The organism is Streptomyces sp. NBC_01390 (assembly GCF_045040105.1).
In the GTDB taxonomy this organism is placed as follows: Bacteria; Actinomycetota; Actinomycetes; order Streptomycetales; family Streptomycetaceae; genus Streptomyces.
Window position 1 is genome coordinate 10472843 of sequence record NZ_CP109551.1, and the last position, 17943, is coordinate 10490785.

Here is a 17943-nt window from a genome sequence, read left to right on the forward strand (position 1 = left end):
GTCATGGGAGCGGTCGACGCCCACCATCACGTCTGGGACCTCTCCGTCCGGGACCAGGACTGGATCGCCGAGGACAGCCCACTGCGCCGGGACTTCACCATGGAGGACCTCGCGCCGCAGGCCCGCGCGGCCGGAGTCGGCCGTACGGTCCTCGTCCAGACGGTCACGGTGCCCGAGGAGACCCCGGAGTTCCTGACGCTGGCGGCGCGGTACGAGCCGATCGCGGGCGTCGTCGGCTGGACGGACCTGACTCGTGCCGACATCGCCGACGAGCTGGCCAGGCTGCGTGAACTCCCCGGCGGCGAGTACCTGAAGGGGATCCGCCACCAGGTTCAGGGCGAGCCGGATCCGGCGTGGCTGCTGCGCCCCGACGTGCGCCGGGGCCTTGCCGCCGTCGCCGAGGCGGGCCTGGTGTACGACCTGATCGTCCTTGCGTACCAGCTGCCCGCATGCGTCGAGGCGGCCCAGTCACTGCCGCAACTCACCTTCGTCCTCGACCACTTGGGGAAGCCGTCGATCGCCTCCGGCACGCTGGAACCCTGGGCCTCGGACCTCCGCTCCCTGGCCGCCCTGCCCAACACGGTGGGAAAACTCTCCGGCCTGGTCACCGAGGCGGACCACGCCTCCTGGACGCCCGAGGACGTGCGGCCGTACGCCGACACGGCGCTGGAGGCGTTCGGCCCCGGCCGGCTGATGTTCGGCTCGGACTGGCCGGTGTGCACGCTCGCCGCGTCCTACGGCCAAGTGATGTCCCTGGCCCAGGAGTTCACCGCCTCCCTCGACACGGACGAACGCGAGCAGGTCTTCGCGGGCACAGCGACCCGCGTCTACCGCCTCTGAACCGGCCCGGCCAGCCGCGTCGGCGGCATGAACTCCCGTACGTACACCCGCTCCCAGTACGCACCCGTCGCCCGCTGCTCCCGGAAGGTCGTGAACCGGTACCGGAAGAGGCGGGCGCGGACAAAGCGCGGGGGCGCGTCGGGCGGGAACGGGGAGCGGCGCAGCAGCCGGAGCGTGTCGGGGTCGTTCTCCAGGAGCCGCTCCACCATCGCGCCGAACCATGAGCCGGCGTAGGCGGGCGACAGCGCGGCGAACCACATCATCCAGTCGAGCCGCAGATGGTAGGGCGCGAACTGGCGTGGCCGGCGCCCTGGTTCACCCGGCTTGCCCTTGAACTCGTACTCCAGCCAGCCGGAGTCCTCGCGCGGTACGTCGTCGGCCGTGCCCTCGACGATCACCTCGTACCGGATACGGCTGACGCTGCCGAAGGCGCCGTAACTGTTGACCAGATGAAGCGGGTCGAAGGAGCGGTTCATGACCTGCCGGTGCGAGAGCATGTTGCGGACCGGTCGGTAGCTGAGGGCCAGCAGGGCCACGGCGACGCTCAGGACCACGATCTCGTACCAGAGCGGGGTGTGCGGGACAGTCGTGGGGGCCGTGTCCGGGAGACGCACCGCCGACAGTGCCAGCACGATCGTGAGCCAGTTCAGCCAGGCGAAGTTGCCCGACAGGACCAGCCACAACTGGGTGACGGCCATCAGGGACGCGGCGGCCGTCGCCACCGGCTGCGGGGTGAACAGCAGGACGGGGACGGCGAGTTGGGTGAGATGGTTGGCGGCCGTCTCGATCCGGTGCACCGGCCGCGGAAGACGGTGGAAGTACCGGCTCAACGGGCCCGGCATGGGCTGTGTCTCATGGTGGAAGTCGAGGCAGGTCAGTTCCCGCCAGCACGCGTCGCCGCGCATCTTGATCAGGCCGGCGCCGAACTCGACGCGGAACAGGATCCAGCGCAGCAGGAACAGCACGACGACCGGCGGCGCGACCTCGTCGTTGCCCAGGAAGACGGCGAGGAAGCCGGTCTCCAGGAGCAGTGACTCCCAGCCGAAGCCGTACCAGGTCTGACCGACGTTGACGATCGACAGATACATCGCCCATGGCAGCAGCCACAGCAACATCCCGCCCCAGAGGGGAAGTTGCCCGTCCAACCCCGCGAGCAGCGCGACCGACACCGCGCAGCCCGTCCAGGACCAGCAGGCGAAGAACCGGTCGGAGTAGTGGAGTTGGAACACGCTCGGTGCCTGTCCGAAAGGCAGCCGGGCGACCAGCCGGGGGACCGGCAGCATGCCCCGCTCGCCGATGAGCGCCCGGAACTGGAGCGCCGCCCCCAGGAACGCGACGAGGTAGACGCAGGCCAGGCCACGCTGGAGGAGCAGACGGCTCAGCCAGTAGTCGGGTGCGGTGAACCACTCCATGCTCCAGTCCGCCTCTCCCTCTCCTCTCCTTCTTCCCTCCTTTTCCCTCCTTCTCTTCCTCCAGTGTGACGCTGGGTGACCTTCTCGGCTTGCGTACGCCGTGTGGGCGACGCAGACAATGAGGGATGCACCGAACCCTTGTCACGGCCTGTGCACTCTCCGCGGCGCTGCTCGCCGGCGGCTGGGACGGCGACCCGCCGGGAGCGGAGGTCCTGTCCCCGGACGACCTCGGTGTCGGTACGGCCCAGGACTCCTGCGACGACATCGGCCCCGACACCGTCCCGGAGATCCCCGACCTGCCCGACGGCGGCGGCCTGATTCCCGACGAGAACTCCACCGCTTACGGCTCCTATGTTCCGTACGACCCCTGCGAGGGCTTCGGCGAGTGAGAGTTGCCCACCGAAATACGTCGGACAAGTCGAAGAATCAGCCAAAAACTGACAGGGTGGGCGCATGGCTGATCGGGGAGCGAGCGCCCTGTCACTCCCGGACGACTGGCCCGCCCATCCGGACCCGGTTCTGGCGCTCAATCGCATGGGGACGTTCGACTGGGACCTGGACGCGGGCCTTTTCCACATGGACGCCCTGGCGTTCGAGATCTTCGATCTGCGCCCCGAGGAATACGACGGCCACCCCGAGAGCCTGGCCGTGCGGGTGCCTCCGATGGAGGGCAGGCGGCTCGATTCCGTCGTCGCCGAGGCCATGAAGGACGGCAGCGAGAACTACGGGGCCTACTTCCGCGTCCGCCGCCGTGACGGCACCCTGCGCTGGACCCACACCCAGGGCTACATCCGCCGTGACGAGACAGGCCGCCCGCGCCGGATCATCGGCCTCGTCCGCGACGCCACACAGGAGCTGCGGGACAGCCAGGCCCGTACCGAACAGGCCGCCCAGGACGAGGCCAGGCGCCGCCAGACCAACGTGGTGCAGGTCATCACGGCGGCCCTCGCGCACGCCCGCACCGTCGAGGACGTCATCGACGTCCTCACCGACTCCCACGGCGTCCCCCACCTCGGAGCGGCCAGCCTGGTCATGGGTCTGGTCGAGGCCGGCCGCATCCGGCTCGTCGCCGAGGGCCCGGTGGGCGCCTCCGTGCCCGGCACCCGCATCACCCGCATCGACGAGCCCTACCCGATGGGTGACGTCGTACGGACCCTCAGCCCGCGTTTCATCGAGTCGCCGGAGGAGTTCGCGGCCGGGTACCCGGTCCTGTGGCCGCACCTCACCGACCTGAACATCACCTCGGCCGCCTATCTGCCGCTCATCGCCCAGGCCCGCCCGATCGGCGCGATGGGCCTGCTCTACAACGACCGGTACGGCTTCTCGGCGGAGGACCGCGCCGTGCTCGTGGCGCTCGGCACCAGCATCGCGCAGAGTCTCCAGCGGGCCATGCTCTACGAGCAGGAGAAGGACCTCGCGCAGAGCCTTCAGCAGGCCATGCTGCCGCGTTCCATCCCCACCGTGCCCGGAGCCGACATCGCCGTCCGCTACCGTGCCGCCTCCTCCGGCGGCCAGCTGGGCCGCGACATCGGCGGCGACTGGTACGACGTGATCCCGCTGCCGGGCGGCCGGGTCGGCGCGGTCATCGGGGACGTCCAGGGCCACGACACGCACGCCGCGGCCGTCATGGGCCAGCTGCGGATCGTCCTGAAGGCCTACGCGACCGAGGGGCACCCGCCCGCCACGGTGATGGCCCGTGCCTCCGTCTTCCTGCACGAACTCGACACGGACCGTTTCGCGACCTGCCTGTACGCGGAGGCCGACCTGTCCACCGGGGTGGTCCAGGCGGTCCGGGCCGGTCATCTCGACCCGCTGGTGCGGCGCGCCGACGGCACCTGCCGCCGCGTCGCGGTCGACGGTGGGCTCCCACTCGGCCTCTCCGCAGAGTTCGGGCGCCTCGACTACCCCGTGGCCACCCTCGAACTGGACCCCGGCGAGACCCTGGTGCTGTGCACCGACGGACTCATCGAGCAGCCCGGCGCCGACCTGGAGGACGGGCTGCGGACCCTGATGGCACTCATCGCGGCAGGCCCGGACAGCGTCTGGAAGATGGCCGACTCCCTCATCGAGGTGGCCGACGAGCGAAGCGGGGACGACGACGTGGCCCTGCTTCTCCTGCGCCGCCAGGGCCTGCCCGCCGTACAGTCCGGCGGACGGCTCCAGCAGCACGTCGCACCCGCCGACCCCGACGCGCTGAGCCAGGCCAGGCACATGGTCGGGGCGGCGGTCCGGGCCTGGGGCGCCCATGAGCGGGCCGACGAGGTCGAACTGGTGGCGGACGAACTGATCACCAACACCCTGATGCACACCGAGGGCGCGGCCGTCGTCACGCTGCGTGTGCTGAGCGGCGCGGAACGTCGGCTGCGGGTCGAGGTCGAGGACTCCTCCAGCGCGCTGCCGCGGCGCCGGGATGCGGGGGAGTCCGGGGTCTCCGGGCGCGGTCTGCTCCTGGTCGATCTCCTCGGCGACGACTGGGGCGTCGAGGCGCGGGGCGGCGGCAAGGTCGTGTGGTGCGAGTTCGTGGTGCCGCCCACGAGCTGAGCGCCGGGGCGGGCGGTGGCACTCTGGACCTATGCCGGAACTGCCCGAGGTCGAAGCGCTCAGGGACTTCCTCACCGAACGGCTCGTGGGCCACGAGGTGGTCCGTGTGCTGCCCGTCGCGATCAGCGTCCTGAAGACGTACGACCCACCGGTCACCGCCCTCGAGGGCCGCGAGGTCACAGCCGTGCACCGGCACGGCAAGTTCCTCGACCTGACAGTGGACGGCGGCCCGCACTTCGTGACCCACCTGGCCCGCGCGGGCTGGCTGCACTGGCGCGACCGCCTCCCCGACGGCCCGCCGAAACCCGGAAAAGGCCCGCTCGCACTGCGTGTTGCCCTGGAGACGGGCGAGGGCTTCGACCTCACCGAGGCCGGCACCCAGAAGCGGCTCGCGGTGTACGTCGTACACGATCCGCAGGAGGTGCCCGGCGTGGCCCGCCTCGGTCCGGACCCGCTCGCCGACGACTTCGACGAGGCACGCCTCGCCGGTCTGCTGGCGGGAGAGCGGCGGCAGTTGAAGGGCGCGCTGCGCGACCAGAGCCTGCTGGCGGGGGTGGGGAACGCCTACAGCGACGAGATCCTGCACGCCGCGCGGATGTCCCCGTTCAAGCTCGCCGCCTCACTCACACCGGAGGAGAACCGGCGGCTGTACGAGGCACTGCGCACGACGCTCACCGAGGCGGTCGAGCGCTCCCGGGGCCTCGCGGCCGGACGCCTGAAGGCGGAGAAGAAGACCGGCCTGAGGGTGCACGGCCGGACCGGCGAGCCCTGCCCGGTGTGCGGGGACACCGTCCGCGAGGTCTCCTTCAGCGACTCCTCGCTCCAGTACTGCCCCACCTGCCAGACCGGAGGCAAACCACTGGCGGACCGCAGATTGTCACGCCTGCTGAAGTAGCGCCCTGAAGGGGCGCGGGGAACTGCGCGACCAGCCACAACGGCGCCGCAGAGTACCGACGACAGCGAAGGCAGGTGCTCAGGGCGCGTCGAGCGTCACCAGGTGCAGCCCGTCGGCCGTACGCAGCTCGTACCGATCGATCTGGTCCGGGTGAAACGTGGACGCCCCCATCATCGTGCTTGCCCGCGCGTCCTGCTTGGGCACGTTCCAGTTGGTCAGCGTCTCTTCCGTGCCGTCGTCCGCGATGGCGACGAGATGGCAGGCGCGGGGGCCGGCGCCGTCCTTGACCTTCAGTTCGATCTGGCTGCCCCAGACCGTGTTCTCGCTGGTGACCTGTGCCCAGACGCCCGACCGCTCGTCGGTCGCGGCGACCTGCTGCGTCCGGTCCGCGTCGCCGCTCGCCATGATCGCGATGCCGGGGCCGGCCACGGCGAAGACCACCGCCGCGGCGACCGCGTACAGCCAGCGCCGCCGGCCGGCGCGCCGCCGGTTCGCGACTTCTCCGAGCAGCCTGTCCAGCAGGGTGGGACCGGGTTGGGCCATGGGGTGCACGGAGCGCGGCGTGGCTCGCCGGTACAGCAGCAACTGCCGTGTGGCGGGACCGAATTCAGTCACATGGGCCGCGCACTGGGGGCACTCCATGAGGTGGTCCTCGAAGCGGAAGGCGTCCGCCTCGTCGAGCACGCCGAGCGCGTATGCGCCGACGTCGCGATGCCGTTCCAGGGACCTCATGCAGAATCCTCGTGCCGATGGTACGGGTGGGGTGGTGTTGCTCCCACCGGTACGCACCGCGCAGCGGAATCACTCAAGGCCCATACCGAATCGAGACCAAAGGTGTTCGGAGCGGAGGGGGCCGCGGATTGGTCGGATTCTAAAAAAGATGGATCGCCAGATGCCCGAGAGGCAGTCCCAGCCGCCAGGCGGGGGTCCACACCTTCGGTCCGTCGTCCTCACCGAGCACGGGCCCGCCACCCGGTACGGCGTCCAGATCCGGGGCGAGCAGCTCGGTCTCCTCCAGCCAGCGCCAGGCGGCGGCCGCCAGATCCAAGTCCGGGGCCGGTGCTCTCGATGCGAGTGCGTCGGCCGCCAACCTGGAAATACGTGTGCGGACCCAGTCCTGCCAGGGCTGGTCGTACGCCGTAAGCGAAAGCCACTTCTCCAGCTGAGTGATGACCCGGATGCCGGAGAGCTCACCGCTGGTGTCGGACAGGAAGATGGTGAGGGCCAGCGCGTCTCTGCCCGCACGGAACTCGAAGGACGTGGGCGGCATCAGGTCGCCCGTCCGCAACAGCTCGTCGGCGATGTACTCGGCGTACAACCAGGCCATGGGGACGGTGAGTTCGCCCCCGCCGGTGCCGTCCGTGCTCTCTTGACCTCTGTGCAGCATCCCTTCCTGCCTTCCTCCGGTGCGTGCGCGTCGCCCGACCCCGGGCTCCGGGACCGTCACCCGGTCCGGACACCGATGAAGACAGCTGATTGCTCAACCATGGTCCTCAGCAAGGCACTTTGCCGAGGCTTGACCCGACCGTCGGTTTCACCGCAGGTCGGCCGCATAACCCGGTAGGACCCGGCGCAGGGCGCGCAGCGCGTAGTACGCGCGAGACTTCACCGTACCGGGCGGGATTCCGAGTGCCGTCGCGGCCTCCGCCACACTCGCCCCCTGGAAATACACCAGCACCAGGACTTCACGATGCTCGGGAGTGAGAGTCTTCACAGCCTCCCGCACATCCAGCGTCGCCGCCGACCGTTCCGCGTGATCGGCGCACACCCGCGCGCTCTCCAGGATCGCGTCGCCGACCTCGGCGGGCCGTGCCTGCCGGGCCCGCCGCGCGTCGATGGCGAGCCGTCGCCCGACGGTCAGCAGCCATGGCCGTACGGACTCGAAGTCGTCGGCGCGCAGCGCCTCGGGGTGCTGCCAGGCGCGTACGAGGGTCTCCTGCACCAGGTCCTCGGCGCGCTGCCGGTCGCCGTCGCACAGACGCAGCAGCAGGGCGAAGAGCGGTCGGCCGTGCTCGCGCTGCAGCGCGGCCAGCTCGTGCTCGGCGGTCGTCGTCCCGTGGGTGATGGTGGTTCCGGCCGTCATGGCCGTATGGCATCGCAAGGCCCCGATTCGGGACAGACCGTGGACCGGAATGTGCGGCGGACGGTCGGACCCGTCGACGAACGGTGCGACGAACGGTCTGAACGGCGGGTTCCTCATCCGGCACCGAGGCGGACCCGGACGCCGGCGTCGGGGCTACGGCACGACCGTGACCGGCCAGCGGCCCGCCTTCACCAGCCGGATCGCGACCGAACCGATGATCCGGTGGCCCGCCTGCTCGGACGCGCCGACGACCACCGCGTCCGCCTTGAGGTCGTCGGCCGCCTTCACCAGGCCGGTGTACGGGTCCCCGCGAAAGGTGTGGAACTCCCAGCGGATGTCGAATATCCCCTTGACCTGCTCGGTCGACTCCCGGATCTGCGCGATGAGATCCTCCGCGATGCGGTCCGTCGTCTCCGCCACGGGCGCCCCGAACGCGGCGCCCGCCGCCATCACCGGCTGTACGTACACCAGGGCGAGCAGCGCGTGCTGGCGCCGGGCCAGCCCCGCGGCGTAGGCGGCGGCACGGGCCGACGAGTCGGAGCCGTCGACGCCGACCACGATGACCTTCGGACCGTCCGTGCCCCGCTCGAACTGGTGCCCGTCCTGGGGTGAGTGCTGCTGTTCCGTCACGCTGCGAGGCTATCGGGAGCCGGGGGCGGACGGGACGCGCGGGGGAGGGCGTGACCGGGGCGTACTGGTCCAGGCGGGTGCTTTCCTGCCGCCGCACCGGTGTCGATGCGGGGCGCCGGGACCGGCGCGGGCGACTGATGAGTCATGACGAAGGATCAGTTGCTCACACGGCGCCGGGCGTTGATGATCGGCGGAGCCGCCGCCGTGGGAGCGGCCGGTACGGCCGCGCTGCTCACCACCGGCCAGGACACGACCCCGGCCGCCCGGCCCGCCGCCCCCGCCGCGGGCCCCCCGGCCCACCAAGCGCTCAAGCCCTCCGCGTACCGCCTCGAACCCCTCACCGGTTACGGGCCGCCGCACGACGTCGCCCACGGACGCACCCTGGTACGCCACGAGCCGCTGCTGCGCGTGTCGGGACGTGGCCGCACCATGGTGCTGACCTTCGACGACGGCCCCGACCCCCGCTACACCCCGGACATCCTGCGGACCCTGCGCGAGCACGACGTCCGCGCGATGTTCTTCGTGTGCGGGGAGATGGCGGTCGGCAACAAGGACCTGCTCGCCGAGATGACCGACGACGGGCACGTCGTCGGCAACCACACGTGGGACCACCCGCTGCTGACGCGCCTCACCCGCTCCGAGATCCGTTCCCAGATGGAACGCACCAGCGAGGTCATCGAGGACGCCTGTGGCGAGGCGCCCGCCTGGTTCCGCGCCCCCTACGGCGCCTGGAACCGGGCCGCCTTCCAGCTCGGCGCCGAACTCGGCATGGAGCCGCTCGCCTGGACCGTCGACACCCTCGACTGGATGGCCCCGGGCGCCCGCACCATCGTCGACCGGGTCGAGCGCGGCGCCGCCCCGGGTGTCGTGGTGCTCTCGCACGACGCGGGCGGCAACCGCTCGCAGAGCGTCCGGGCGCTGCGCGACTATCTGCCGGACCTGCTCGATTCCGGGTACCACATCACCGTACCGACACGGCATTACACATAACCGCGTCGCCGACCACGGGCTTTCGCCCGCCCGGCCGAGGAACGCTCAGCGAACCTCGACCAGGCGGGCGAACACCACGACGTTCCCGGCGTAGCCGTTCTGTTTGGAGAAACCGCCCCCACAGGTGATGACCCGCAATTCGGGGGTGTTCTTGCTGCCGTAGACACGGTCGCCGGGGAAGTTGTTCTTCTCGAAGACCTCGATGCCGTAGATCTCGAAAACGGCCACCTTTCCGTCCTGGCGCTGGACCTCGACGCGATGTCCCTTCTTGAGGGCCCCGAGTCCGTAGAAAACGGCGGGGCCCTGCTTGTTGTCGACATGGCCGACGATCACGGCGGTGCCCTTCTCACCCGGTGACACCGCGCCGGTGAACCAGCCGGCCAGATTGGGGTCCTCCGGCGGCGGGGCGTCCACCCACCCGGCCGCGTCCAGACCCACCGGCAGAAGGGGGGCGTCGACCCGGATGGCCGGGATCCGCACCCGGTCGACCAGGGAGTAGGGCAGTGCGGCCGGGACACCGGAGAAGGTTCCGCCCGGGAGGTGGCTGTCCGCTGCCGCCGCCGACGCGGGCTGCGGCGGACCGACGTCGAACTCTCCGGAACCGTTTCGGATGAGCGCGAGGCCGGTCAGCAGAACAAGCGCTATCACGCCCCACGGAGCGCGCCTCTTCCGCTGCTGCTCCTCTTCCGCCAGCTCCGACGCAGACATTCGTCATCCCCTCTCGACCCGGCCGTCGCCCGGTCAATCGCGCATACCAGAACGCTAAGTGCCCGGCGGGAAACCGGCGACGGGGCAGCAGCGAACGGGTGGCGGGCCCGTCATCGGTGAGCCATCCGAGTCGGCGCCGAAAGTATTTTTCTGACGGTCCGTGACCTGCGGCAATATCTGATTGTCCGGTCTTCCTTCGGCGTGTCCTCTCACCAGGACGGACCATTCCCGAAATGCGGCTGCGCGCACGGCATCTGAGGGTTCGTCTGGGAGGCGTTTTCTCGCCGATCGACCGGGGACGGGTCCCGGGGCGCCTTCCGCGGAGGTTCACATGCGTACTACTCGTGCCCTGGTGGTGGCTGCCGCCACGGCTGCCGCGGTGGGGCTCGCCGCCCCGGCGGCCTCGGCCTGGGACCAGCCGTCCAGCGTCACCGCCGCACCGAGCGTCATCGCGCCGGGCGGTCAGCTGGTGCTCACGGCCAATGGTTCGGCCTGCACCGTGCAAGGCAGCACCATCAGTTCCAACGCCTTCCCGACAGCCAGGTTCAGGTCCATGGGCGGCAACACGGCGACGGCGACGGTGACCGTCAACTCGAACGCCACCGCGGGTTCGTACAGCGTCACCACCAACTGCGAGAACCGGACGAAGACCTTCACCAGCGTGTTCACGGTGATCGGCGGGGTCCAGGGCGGGCTCGGTGGCAGCAGTTCCGCCGGGGCCACGCCGGCCGACATGGCGATCGGAGGCGGGCTGGTGGCCGCCGCGCTCGTCGGTGGCGGGGTGTTCTGGATGCGCCGCCGGTCCGAGACCCGGATCTGACACTCGCAATTCTCAGCCCTTCGCCCCGGAACCCGTCAGGGTCCGGGGCGAAGGGCTGAGCCCGTGCCGGCTCGTCAGGCGTTGTCGTCGCCCGTGCGGCGGCGTGAGAGGCGGTACGCCACGGTCAGGGACCCCGCGATGAGCGCGGCGCCGAGGCCGATCTCCTTGAGGTCGAAGCCGGCGACGCTGCCGCCCTCGCCCGCGTGCACACCCCGCTGCACCGGCAGGGGGTACTGCGTCGGCTCGCTGGGGCGCCCGATCGCGATGGTGAGGTCGGTGCGGCCGCTCTCCCCGCCGCAGTTGAACGTCACCCGGTACGAGGCCCCCGGCTTGGCGTCCCAGTCGACATTCGCCCGCGCCGACTTGTGTCCCTTGGGGATGGTGACCGGATCGAAGACTCCGGAGGACACCCGCGTGTCGTCGTTGCAGCCGTCCACGCGCAGGGTGACCTGTCCGCCCGCCGCGATGGTCGAGGGCACGACACTGAAGCCGAACGACGTGACGTCGTTGTTCATGACGGCGGCCTGGGCGGCGGGTGCGGCGAAGGCGAGGGCGGTGACGCCCAGCAGTGCGGCCGAGGCGACGCGTATCGCGTGCATATGGGTCCTCCGGGTCCCCGAGGAGCAGCTGCGGACGTCTTCCGCTCGCGCCGTACCGGTCGCGCCAGAATGCACCTCGATGACCGAAACGCTAGGAACGCGTGTGCGTATGCGCGATCGGTGTCGTGCGAATGGGGCATGGATGTGGGCCGCTCAGGGGACCTTGTTGAGCGAAGCGGGGGACACGCGCGTGTGGCGCGTGTCCCCCGCAGGGCGTGCGGTGAGGAACCGTCAGTCGATCGGTCAGTCCATCGGTGCCGGTCCTCGGACGGTCAGCGGCCCGCGCCCGGGAAGAGCGCCAGGAACGGATCCGCCGTGGCCGTGATGCCGCGACTGTAGGGCGCGTCGAAGTCCCAGATCAGGAAGAGCAGGAAGGCGATCAGGGTGGAGAAGAGCCCGGCCAGGATCAGTTCGCGGGGTGTGCGGCGGATCTGGAGGGCGAAGATCATGCCGACCGTGATCACGGCACCCGCGATCAGGCCGAACCAGACGACGCCGGGCATGGTCGGCCCGGTCGAGTCGGCGCGGGCCGCGCGTGCCTGGTCCGCGGTGGTCACCTGGTCGAGGAGCGGCTGGTAGGCCTGGGCCTGGAAGTCCGTCGTCGGCTCGTAGTCGGTGACGTCGACGCGGACGCGCTCCAGCAAGTGGTCGCCGCGCTTGGTGACCTGGCCGTTGTCCGCCATCTCCTGCCACTCGGTCTTGACGACGTGTCCGACATAGGCGTTGACGTCGTCCCGAATACGGTCACGGACGTCGGGCGGGTAGACGCGGACCCGCTCGGAGATCTCGTGCAGTGCGTGGGCCTCAGTCGAGACGTGGTCCTGGGCGACGCCGCGCGCCTCCCAGACGCCGGCGATGGCCAGACCCAGCACGATGGCGTACACCACGCCGATCCACATCGTCATGTACTCGATCACGTCCGGGGTCTCGGACGGATCCTCGTCCTCGGGGGCCCTGCGGTCCCGTACGAAGGTGATGAGGATGACGACCACGCACGCGGCCGCGATCGCGAGGGCGAGAACAAGCCATTCCGACAAGGGGATGCCTCCAAGGGGTCAGCGCGGACGCAGCGCGGCGACGGCGATCACGGCTGGCAGGGTGATGAGCAGGGTGAACGAGACCAGCGAGGGGCCGCCGCGGACGGTCCGTTTGTGGGCGGACACGCGGTAGGGCGGATACGACACCGCAGCCGGTGACGCGGTCGGGCTCGGGCTCGGTTCCGGGGTGCGCGTCGGTGTGCGCGCGGGTGCGGGTGCCGGAGCGGGGGGCGGCGGCGGACTCGGGGTCGGCCGGGGTGCCGGGGCGGGCGGCGCGGCCGGTGGCTTCGGCTCGGGCGCCGGCGTCGGCTTCTGCGGGGGAGTGGGCTTCGGGGTGGGTGTGGGAGTGGGCGTGGGCCTCGGTTTCGGGGGTGGCGGAGGTTCCGGCGTGGGCGTTGGCGTCGGTGGGGGAGTCGGCGTCGGTGTGGGGCAGGGCGGTGTCGGTGTCGGGGTCGGGCACCAGGAACCGGTGCCGACGACGACCGCCGTACCGTTCCCGGTGACGGCCGCTCCACCGTTGCCCGCGCTGACCGACCAGCCGTCCGCGGCGTCGACCGGGACACCGGTGCCGACCGTGACCGTGGCACCGTTCCCGGTGAGCGTCACCGAGGTGTCGCTGCCCGAGCCGGTGGAGACGGAGACGCATGTCGTCGCCTCGGCCGTCCCGACGGGCATGCCGACGAGCAGCCAGGTCAGGCCCAGCAGCGCCAATACCCGTATGGCGGGGGCGAATCGGGTCCGTGTGGGTCCATACACGACGAAGATCATGTGTGCTGGGCGCTCCCGCGCGCGCGGGAGCGCGAGGAGGTTGCCCCGAACGAGTGACATATGTGGTGCAGCGGTTTGGATCACCCGTTCTAGGTGCGGCCGTTGATCGTCCCCGTGTGCGAGCTGTGACAGGTGGGGCCACAGGTTTCGGAAAGAATTTTGTGCCGCGGTTGAACACGGTGACCATCGCCGCCCGTATCTAGGACCGTGCGGCGGCCCAGCAGGGCGTCGCAACACCCTAACGATTACGGGGAGTACGTAATGAAGACCTCCTGGCGGAGCGCCTCACTCGTAGCGTCAGCTGCGGCCGTGCTGGTGCTGACGACGGCGTGCGGTCAGGACAAGGGCACGGACACGAGCAGCCAGAACGTCGGCGCCGCGGCTCCCGCCGCCGGCGGCGGCTACGGCTCCGTGGCCGGTACCAGCACCGCCGGAACAGGCACGGGTACGGACACGGGCACCGACACCGGTACTGACACCGGTGCGGCGGCCAACGGAGAGCAGGCCGCCGCCGGCAACTCGGCGTCGGCGGGCCAGCTGAACGTGGTCGCGAGCGCTGCGGTCGGCAAGGTGCTGGCCAGCAGCAGCGGCCGTACGCTCTACCGCTTCGACGCGGACACGGCCGAACCGCCGAAGTCCAACTGTGACGGCGACTGCGCCACCGCGTGGCCGCCGGTTCCGGCGGACGACGTCTCGGCCGGAGCCGGTGTCGATTCCGCGCTCCTGGGCGAGGTGACCCGTTCCGACGGCACCAAGCAGCTCACCGTCGGCGGCTGGGCCGCCTACTACTACGCCAAGGACACCTCGCCCGGCGACATCAAGGGCCAGGGTGTGGGCGGCAAGTGGTACGGCCTCGCTCCTGACGGCAAGAAGGCGACGCTCGCCGCGCTGCCCGGCCTGTCCACCCGCAACGACCCCAAGCTCGGCACGATCGTCGTCGACAAGAAGGGCATGACGGTCTACCGCTTCCTGAAGGACCAGGCCTGGCCGAAGCCGGTGTCCGCCTGTGTCGGCGCCTGCCTGGACAAGTGGCCGGTCGTCTCACCGGTCGCCTTCAAGGACACCAAGGGCATCCCGGAGAAGGGCTACATGAACTTCACCCGGCCCGACAACGGTGCCAGCCAGCAGACCCTCAACTGCTCGCCCATCTACACCTTCATCAACGACAAGAAGCCCGGCGACACCAACGGCCAGGGCGTCGGCGGCACCTGGTACGCCGTGGCACCCGACGGCAAGCTGGTCGGAGCGCCCAACCAGTAACAGGGCGAACGGACTTCTCCGGGCCTGCGCCCTTCTTCCCGCACACTCCGTGCGGGAAGAAGGGCGCAGGCCGCTTCGGCATGTCCACAACTCGCCGGTAAGTAAGGCGATCTGTCGGCGAATCGTCCCCGACTCGCCGTATTTCGGCGGGAGTCGGCAGCCATACTTCGTAACCCTTGAGAACTCTTTGGAATGCTCCGGATACATTTCGTAGAGAGTTCGCGGTACGTCAATTCGGCACGTGCCGCGGGCAGTGACCGGGAACGGATGGTCAATTTCCGTTTCCGCTCGCTCCTTTGGCGGGCGATCAGTAACCTCAGCTCGAACACTGGTCCGCCAACGCCTGCCAACTCCTGGGAGAGAGATAGATGGAGCGTCCCGCCTGGGCCCCCCGGGGCATCGACATCTCGGTGCCGAGCGTTTCCCGGATCTACGACTTCTACCTGGGCGGATCGCACAACTTCGAGGTCGACCGGGAAGCCGCCCGCCGGGCCATGGAGTTCATGCCGGGACTTCCGAAGATCATGCAGGCGAACCGCGCGTTCATGCGCCGGGCCGTCCGCTTCGCGGCCGCCGAGGGCATCACCCAGTTCCTCGACATCGGCTCGGGCATTCCCACCTTCGGCAGCGTCCACGAAGTGGCCCGGGAGGTGATCCCCGAGGCGCGGGTGATGTACGTCGACCACGACCCGGTCGCCGTCGCCCACAGCCGGGCGGTACTGGCCGGCGACGAGCACGCGGACGTCCTCGCCGCCGATCTGCGCAAGCCCCGGGAGATCCTGGACAGCCCCCAGGTGCAGAGCCTGATCGACCAAAACCGGCCAGTGGCCCTGCTTCTCGTTGCCATACTGCACTTCGTGGAAGACACGGACGACCCGTACGCGGCGGTCGCCGAGCTGCGCGACGCGCTCGCGCCCGGCAGTCTGCTCGTCCTGACGCATGCCTCGTACGAGGGAATCCCGCTGCCGCCGGAGCGGGCCGAGGGCGCGGTCGACGTGTACAAGGACATTCGCAATCCGCTGGTCATGCGTTCGCGCGATGCGATCGCGCGGTTCTTCGAGGGGTACGACATGGTGGAACCGGGACTGGTGCCGATGCCGCGCTGGCGGCCGGAGACGGCACCGGAGGACGACGACGCGTACGCGTTCTCCGGATTCGCCGGCGTGGGGCGCAAGGCATGACCGCGGAGCCGGACGGCCCCCAGGACAGACTGCGCAGGTTCGCGACCATCTGGAGCCGGGCGGTGTACCAGGCGACCTCCACCTCGCTCACCCGGCCGGAGTTCGAGGAGCAACTCCTGCCGCTCGCCGGGCGGTTGAGCGAGGCGCTGCGAGCCAGGACGTTCGACGCCGAGGAGGGCCGGGCGGTCGGCGCCGCGCTGGTCTCCGCGCACTGCACCGACCCCGAGACGCTTCTGCGCTCGCTCGACTGCGTGGACGCCTACCTGGTGCTCTACTGCGGTGCGGACGGCCCGCAGGAGGACCTGCGCGCCCGCTCGTCGAGGCTCCAGCACGCCATGGCCGCCGGCTACGCCGGCGCGCTGCGCGACCGGACACTGGCCGAGCAGGAGGCCATCGCCTGGGCCGCGCAGAGTGCGCGCAGCGCGGTCGCCGAGGCGCTGCACGACAGCGAGGCCCGCTTCCGTGCCGTCTTCGAGGGCGCGGCCATAGGCATCGGCATCGCGGACCTCGACGGCAACATCCTGCAGATCAACGGCGCGCTGCAACGTATGTTCGGCGGCTCGGAGCAGACCGTACGGGGCCGCAGGGTCCCGGAGTGGACCCACCCGGACGACGCCCCGCAGGTCTGGCGTCTCTACGACGAACTCGTCCGCGGCGAACGCGAGCACTACCACGTCGAGAAGGCGTTCTACCGCCCCGACGGAACGGTCCTGTGGACCAACCTCACGGTCTCCCTCCTGCGCGACGCCGACGGCCGTCCGCAGTACCAGCTGGCGCTGATGGAGGACACGACCGAGCGCCGGCTCCTCAACCTCCGGCTGCGGTACGAGGCCACGCACGACGCGCTCACCGGGCTGCCCAACCGCACCCTGTTCTTCGAACGCCTGGAGAAGGCGTTGGCCGCGGGCGAGGGCCAGCGCTTCGGCCTGTGCTATCTCGACCTCGACGGCTTCAAGACCATCAACGACAGCCTCGGCCACGCGGCCGGCGACCGGCTGCTCGTCGAGGTCGCCGACCGGCTCCAGTCCTGTGCGACCGCGCCGGGCGAGATGGTGGCCCGGCTGGGCGGTGACGAGTTCGTGGCGCTGACCACCGGCCCCGACACCGAACGAGAGGTCGACGACCTCGCCGCCCGCATCATGAACGCGATGATCGCGCCGGTCAGCGTCGACGGCCGGGAGCTGACCGTGCGCGGCAGCATCGGCATCGTCGAGGGCCCGGCGGGGGAGCGCGGCCCGGCGGAGGTACTGCGCAGCGCCGACATCACCATGTACCGGGCCAAGTCGGCGGGCGGCAACCGCTTCGAACTCGCCGATCCCGAAGCCGACTTGAGGGCGATCACCCGCCACGGTCTCACCACCGCGCTGCCGGCCGCCCTGGACCGCAGTGAGTTCTTCATCGAGTACCAGCCGCTCGTCCACCTCGGTGACGGCAGCGTGAGTGGCGCCGAGGCACTGGTGCGCTGGCTGCACCCGCAGCACGGTGTCCTCGGCCCCGACCGCTTCATCCCGCTCGCCGAACACACCGGCCTGATCGTCCCGCTCGGCCGCTGGGTCCTGGAGCAGTCGGTGCGTCAGGCCCGCGACTGGCAGGAGCAGTTCGGGGGACACCCGGGCGGGGGCCCGCTGCGCATCAACGTCAACCTGTCCCCGTGTCAGCTCACCCACCCCGGGCTGGTGCAGGACACCGTCGACATCCTGGAACGGGCGGGCCTGGCACCCGAGGCGCTGTGCCTGGAGGTGACGGAGTCGGCGTTGATCGGCGCCGACGACGACCTCCTCAAACCTCTGCGCCGCCTCGCCGAGATGGGCGTCGACATCGCCCTGGACGACTTCGGCACCGGCTACTCCAACCTGGCGAACCTGCGCCGCCTCCCCGTGAGCATCCTCAAGCTCGACCGCTCCTTCACCCAGGGGATGCAGCAGTTCCCGGCGGACCCCGTCGACCTCAAGATCGTCGAGGGGATCGTCTCCCTCGCCCACAGCCTGAACCTCACCGTCACGGTCGAGGGCGTGGAAACGGGCGCCCAGGCGGAGCAGCTCCGCATACTGGGCTGCGACACGGCCCAGGGCTGGTACTACGCCCGCCCGGGCCCGCCCGAGCGCCTCCACGACCTGGCCTTGGTGGACGCGACAGGGTGACCCACCCAGGGGCGCGGGGAACTGCGCGACCAGCCACG

General features: G+C 70.4%; 18 protein-coding genes. 9 read left to right on the plus strand and 9 right to left on the minus strand.

Annotation, left to right across the window (positions count from 1 at the left end; genetic code table 11):
- Positions 1-3 precede the first annotated feature (3 nt).
- Positions 4-840 carry an amidohydrolase family protein gene (locus tag OG241_RS46730; RefSeq protein WP_405826818.1) on the plus strand — a complete coding sequence of 279 codons (837 nt, stop codon included), beginning with the start codon at positions 4-6 and terminating at the stop codon, positions 838-840.
- Here OG241_RS46730 and OG241_RS46735 read toward each other — a convergent pair.
- The gene (locus OG241_RS46735) at positions 828-2252 is read right to left on the minus strand and encodes a lipase maturation factor family protein (protein ID WP_405824815.1); all 1425 of its coding nucleotides are present in this window, start codon (positions 2250-2252) and stop codon (positions 828-830) included. The genes OG241_RS46730 and OG241_RS46735 overlap by 13 nt on opposite strands.
- Before the next feature lie 125 nt (positions 2253-2377).
- On the opposite strand from OG241_RS46735, the gene OG241_RS46740 reads away from it, so the two are divergent.
- The 3 genes from OG241_RS46740 to OG241_RS46750 all read left to right on the plus strand — a co-directional run bounded on the left by OG241_RS46740 (position 2378) and on the right by OG241_RS46750 (position 5688).
- Entirely contained in the window at positions 2378-2641 is a 264-nt protein-coding gene (locus OG241_RS46740) for a hypothetical protein (protein ID WP_405824817.1), read from the plus strand.
- A gap of 64 nt (positions 2642-2705) precedes the next feature.
- A complete protein-coding gene (locus OG241_RS46745) occupies positions 2706-4793 on the plus strand; it encodes a SpoIIE family protein phosphatase (RefSeq protein ID WP_405824819.1) in 2088 nt (695 codons plus the stop codon).
- 31 nt (positions 4794-4824) lie between these two features.
- The gene (locus OG241_RS46750; protein ID WP_405824821.1) at positions 4825-5688 is read left to right on the plus strand and encodes an Fpg/Nei family DNA glycosylase; all 864 of its coding nucleotides are present in this window, start codon (positions 4825-4827) and stop codon (positions 5686-5688) included.
- 78 nt (positions 5689-5766) lie between these two features.
- Here OG241_RS46750 and OG241_RS46755 read toward each other — a convergent pair whose 3' ends face one another.
- The 4 genes from OG241_RS46755 to OG241_RS46770 form a co-directional block, all read right to left on the minus strand.
- Entirely contained in the window at positions 5767-6420 is a 654-nt protein-coding gene (locus OG241_RS46755; RefSeq protein WP_405824823.1) for a zf-HC2 domain-containing protein, read from the minus strand.
- Positions 6421-6559: 139 nt separating this feature from the next.
- The gene (locus OG241_RS46760) at positions 6560-7075 is read right to left on the minus strand and encodes a hypothetical protein (protein ID WP_405824825.1); all 516 of its coding nucleotides are present in this window, start codon (positions 7073-7075) and stop codon (positions 6560-6562) included.
- A gap of 147 nt (positions 7076-7222) precedes the next feature.
- Positions 7223-7771 (minus strand): sigma-70 family RNA polymerase sigma factor, encoded by a 549-nt coding sequence (locus OG241_RS46765; RefSeq protein WP_405824827.1) that lies wholly within the window; start codon positions 7769-7771, stop codon positions 7223-7225.
- 153 nt (positions 7772-7924) lie between these two features.
- A complete protein-coding gene (locus tag OG241_RS46770; protein ID WP_405824829.1) occupies positions 7925-8401 on the minus strand; it encodes a universal stress protein in 477 nt (158 codons plus the stop codon).
- A 144-nt stretch (positions 8402-8545) separates the two neighbouring features.
- Between OG241_RS46770 and OG241_RS46775 the strand changes: the two genes are divergently transcribed.
- Positions 8546-9391, plus strand: coding sequence for a polysaccharide deacetylase family protein (locus tag OG241_RS46775; protein ID WP_405824831.1), 846 nt, complete (start codon positions 8546-8548; stop codon positions 9389-9391).
- Between the two features lie 45 nt (positions 9392-9436).
- On the opposite strand, the gene OG241_RS46780 is transcribed toward OG241_RS46775, so the two are convergent.
- On the minus strand, positions 9437-10099 hold the full coding sequence (locus OG241_RS46780) for a class F sortase (protein WP_405824833.1): 663 nt from the start codon (positions 10097-10099) through the stop codon (positions 9437-9439).
- A 331-nt stretch (positions 10100-10430) separates the two neighbouring features.
- Here OG241_RS46780 and OG241_RS46785 point away from each other — a divergent pair, with 331 nt between their 5' ends.
- Positions 10431-10919, plus strand: a complete 489-nt coding sequence (locus OG241_RS46785; RefSeq protein ID WP_405824834.1) for a hypothetical protein — start codon at positions 10431-10433, stop codon at positions 10917-10919.
- Positions 10920-10993: 74 nt separating this feature from the next.
- Here the strand turns inward: OG241_RS46785 and OG241_RS46790 are convergent, their stop codons facing one another.
- The 3 genes from OG241_RS46790 to OG241_RS46800 all read right to left on the minus strand — a co-directional run bounded on the left by OG241_RS46790 (position 10994) and on the right by OG241_RS46800 (position 13311).
- A complete protein-coding gene (locus OG241_RS46790; protein ID WP_405824836.1) occupies positions 10994-11518 on the minus strand; it encodes a hypothetical protein in 525 nt (174 codons plus the stop codon).
- A 272-nt stretch (positions 11519-11790) separates the two neighbouring features.
- Complete coding sequence (locus OG241_RS46795) at positions 11791-12555, minus strand: hypothetical protein (protein ID WP_405824837.1); 765 nt, start codon at positions 12553-12555, stop codon at positions 11791-11793.
- Between the two features lie 18 nt (positions 12556-12573).
- On the minus strand, positions 12574-13311 hold the full coding sequence (locus tag OG241_RS46800; RefSeq protein ID WP_405824839.1) for a hypothetical protein: 738 nt from the start codon (positions 13309-13311) through the stop codon (positions 12574-12576).
- A 273-nt stretch (positions 13312-13584) separates the two neighbouring features.
- On the opposite strand from OG241_RS46800, the gene OG241_RS46805 reads away from it, so the two are divergent.
- The 3 genes from OG241_RS46805 to OG241_RS46815 all read left to right on the plus strand — a co-directional run bounded on the left by OG241_RS46805 (position 13585) and on the right by OG241_RS46815 (position 17905).
- Positions 13585-14583 (plus strand): SCO0930 family lipoprotein, encoded by a 999-nt coding sequence (locus OG241_RS46805; protein ID WP_405824841.1) that lies wholly within the window; start codon positions 13585-13587, stop codon positions 14581-14583.
- 368 nt (positions 14584-14951) lie between these two features.
- On the plus strand, positions 14952-15764 hold the full coding sequence (locus OG241_RS46810; protein WP_405824843.1) for an SAM-dependent methyltransferase: 813 nt from the start codon (positions 14952-14954) through the stop codon (positions 15762-15764).
- The gene (locus tag OG241_RS46815) at positions 15761-17905 is read left to right on the plus strand and encodes a putative bifunctional diguanylate cyclase/phosphodiesterase (protein WP_405824845.1); all 2145 of its coding nucleotides are present in this window, start codon (positions 15761-15763) and stop codon (positions 17903-17905) included. The genes OG241_RS46810 and OG241_RS46815 overlap by 4 nt, the downstream gene beginning before the upstream one ends.
- Positions 17906-17943: the final 38 nt, after the last annotated feature.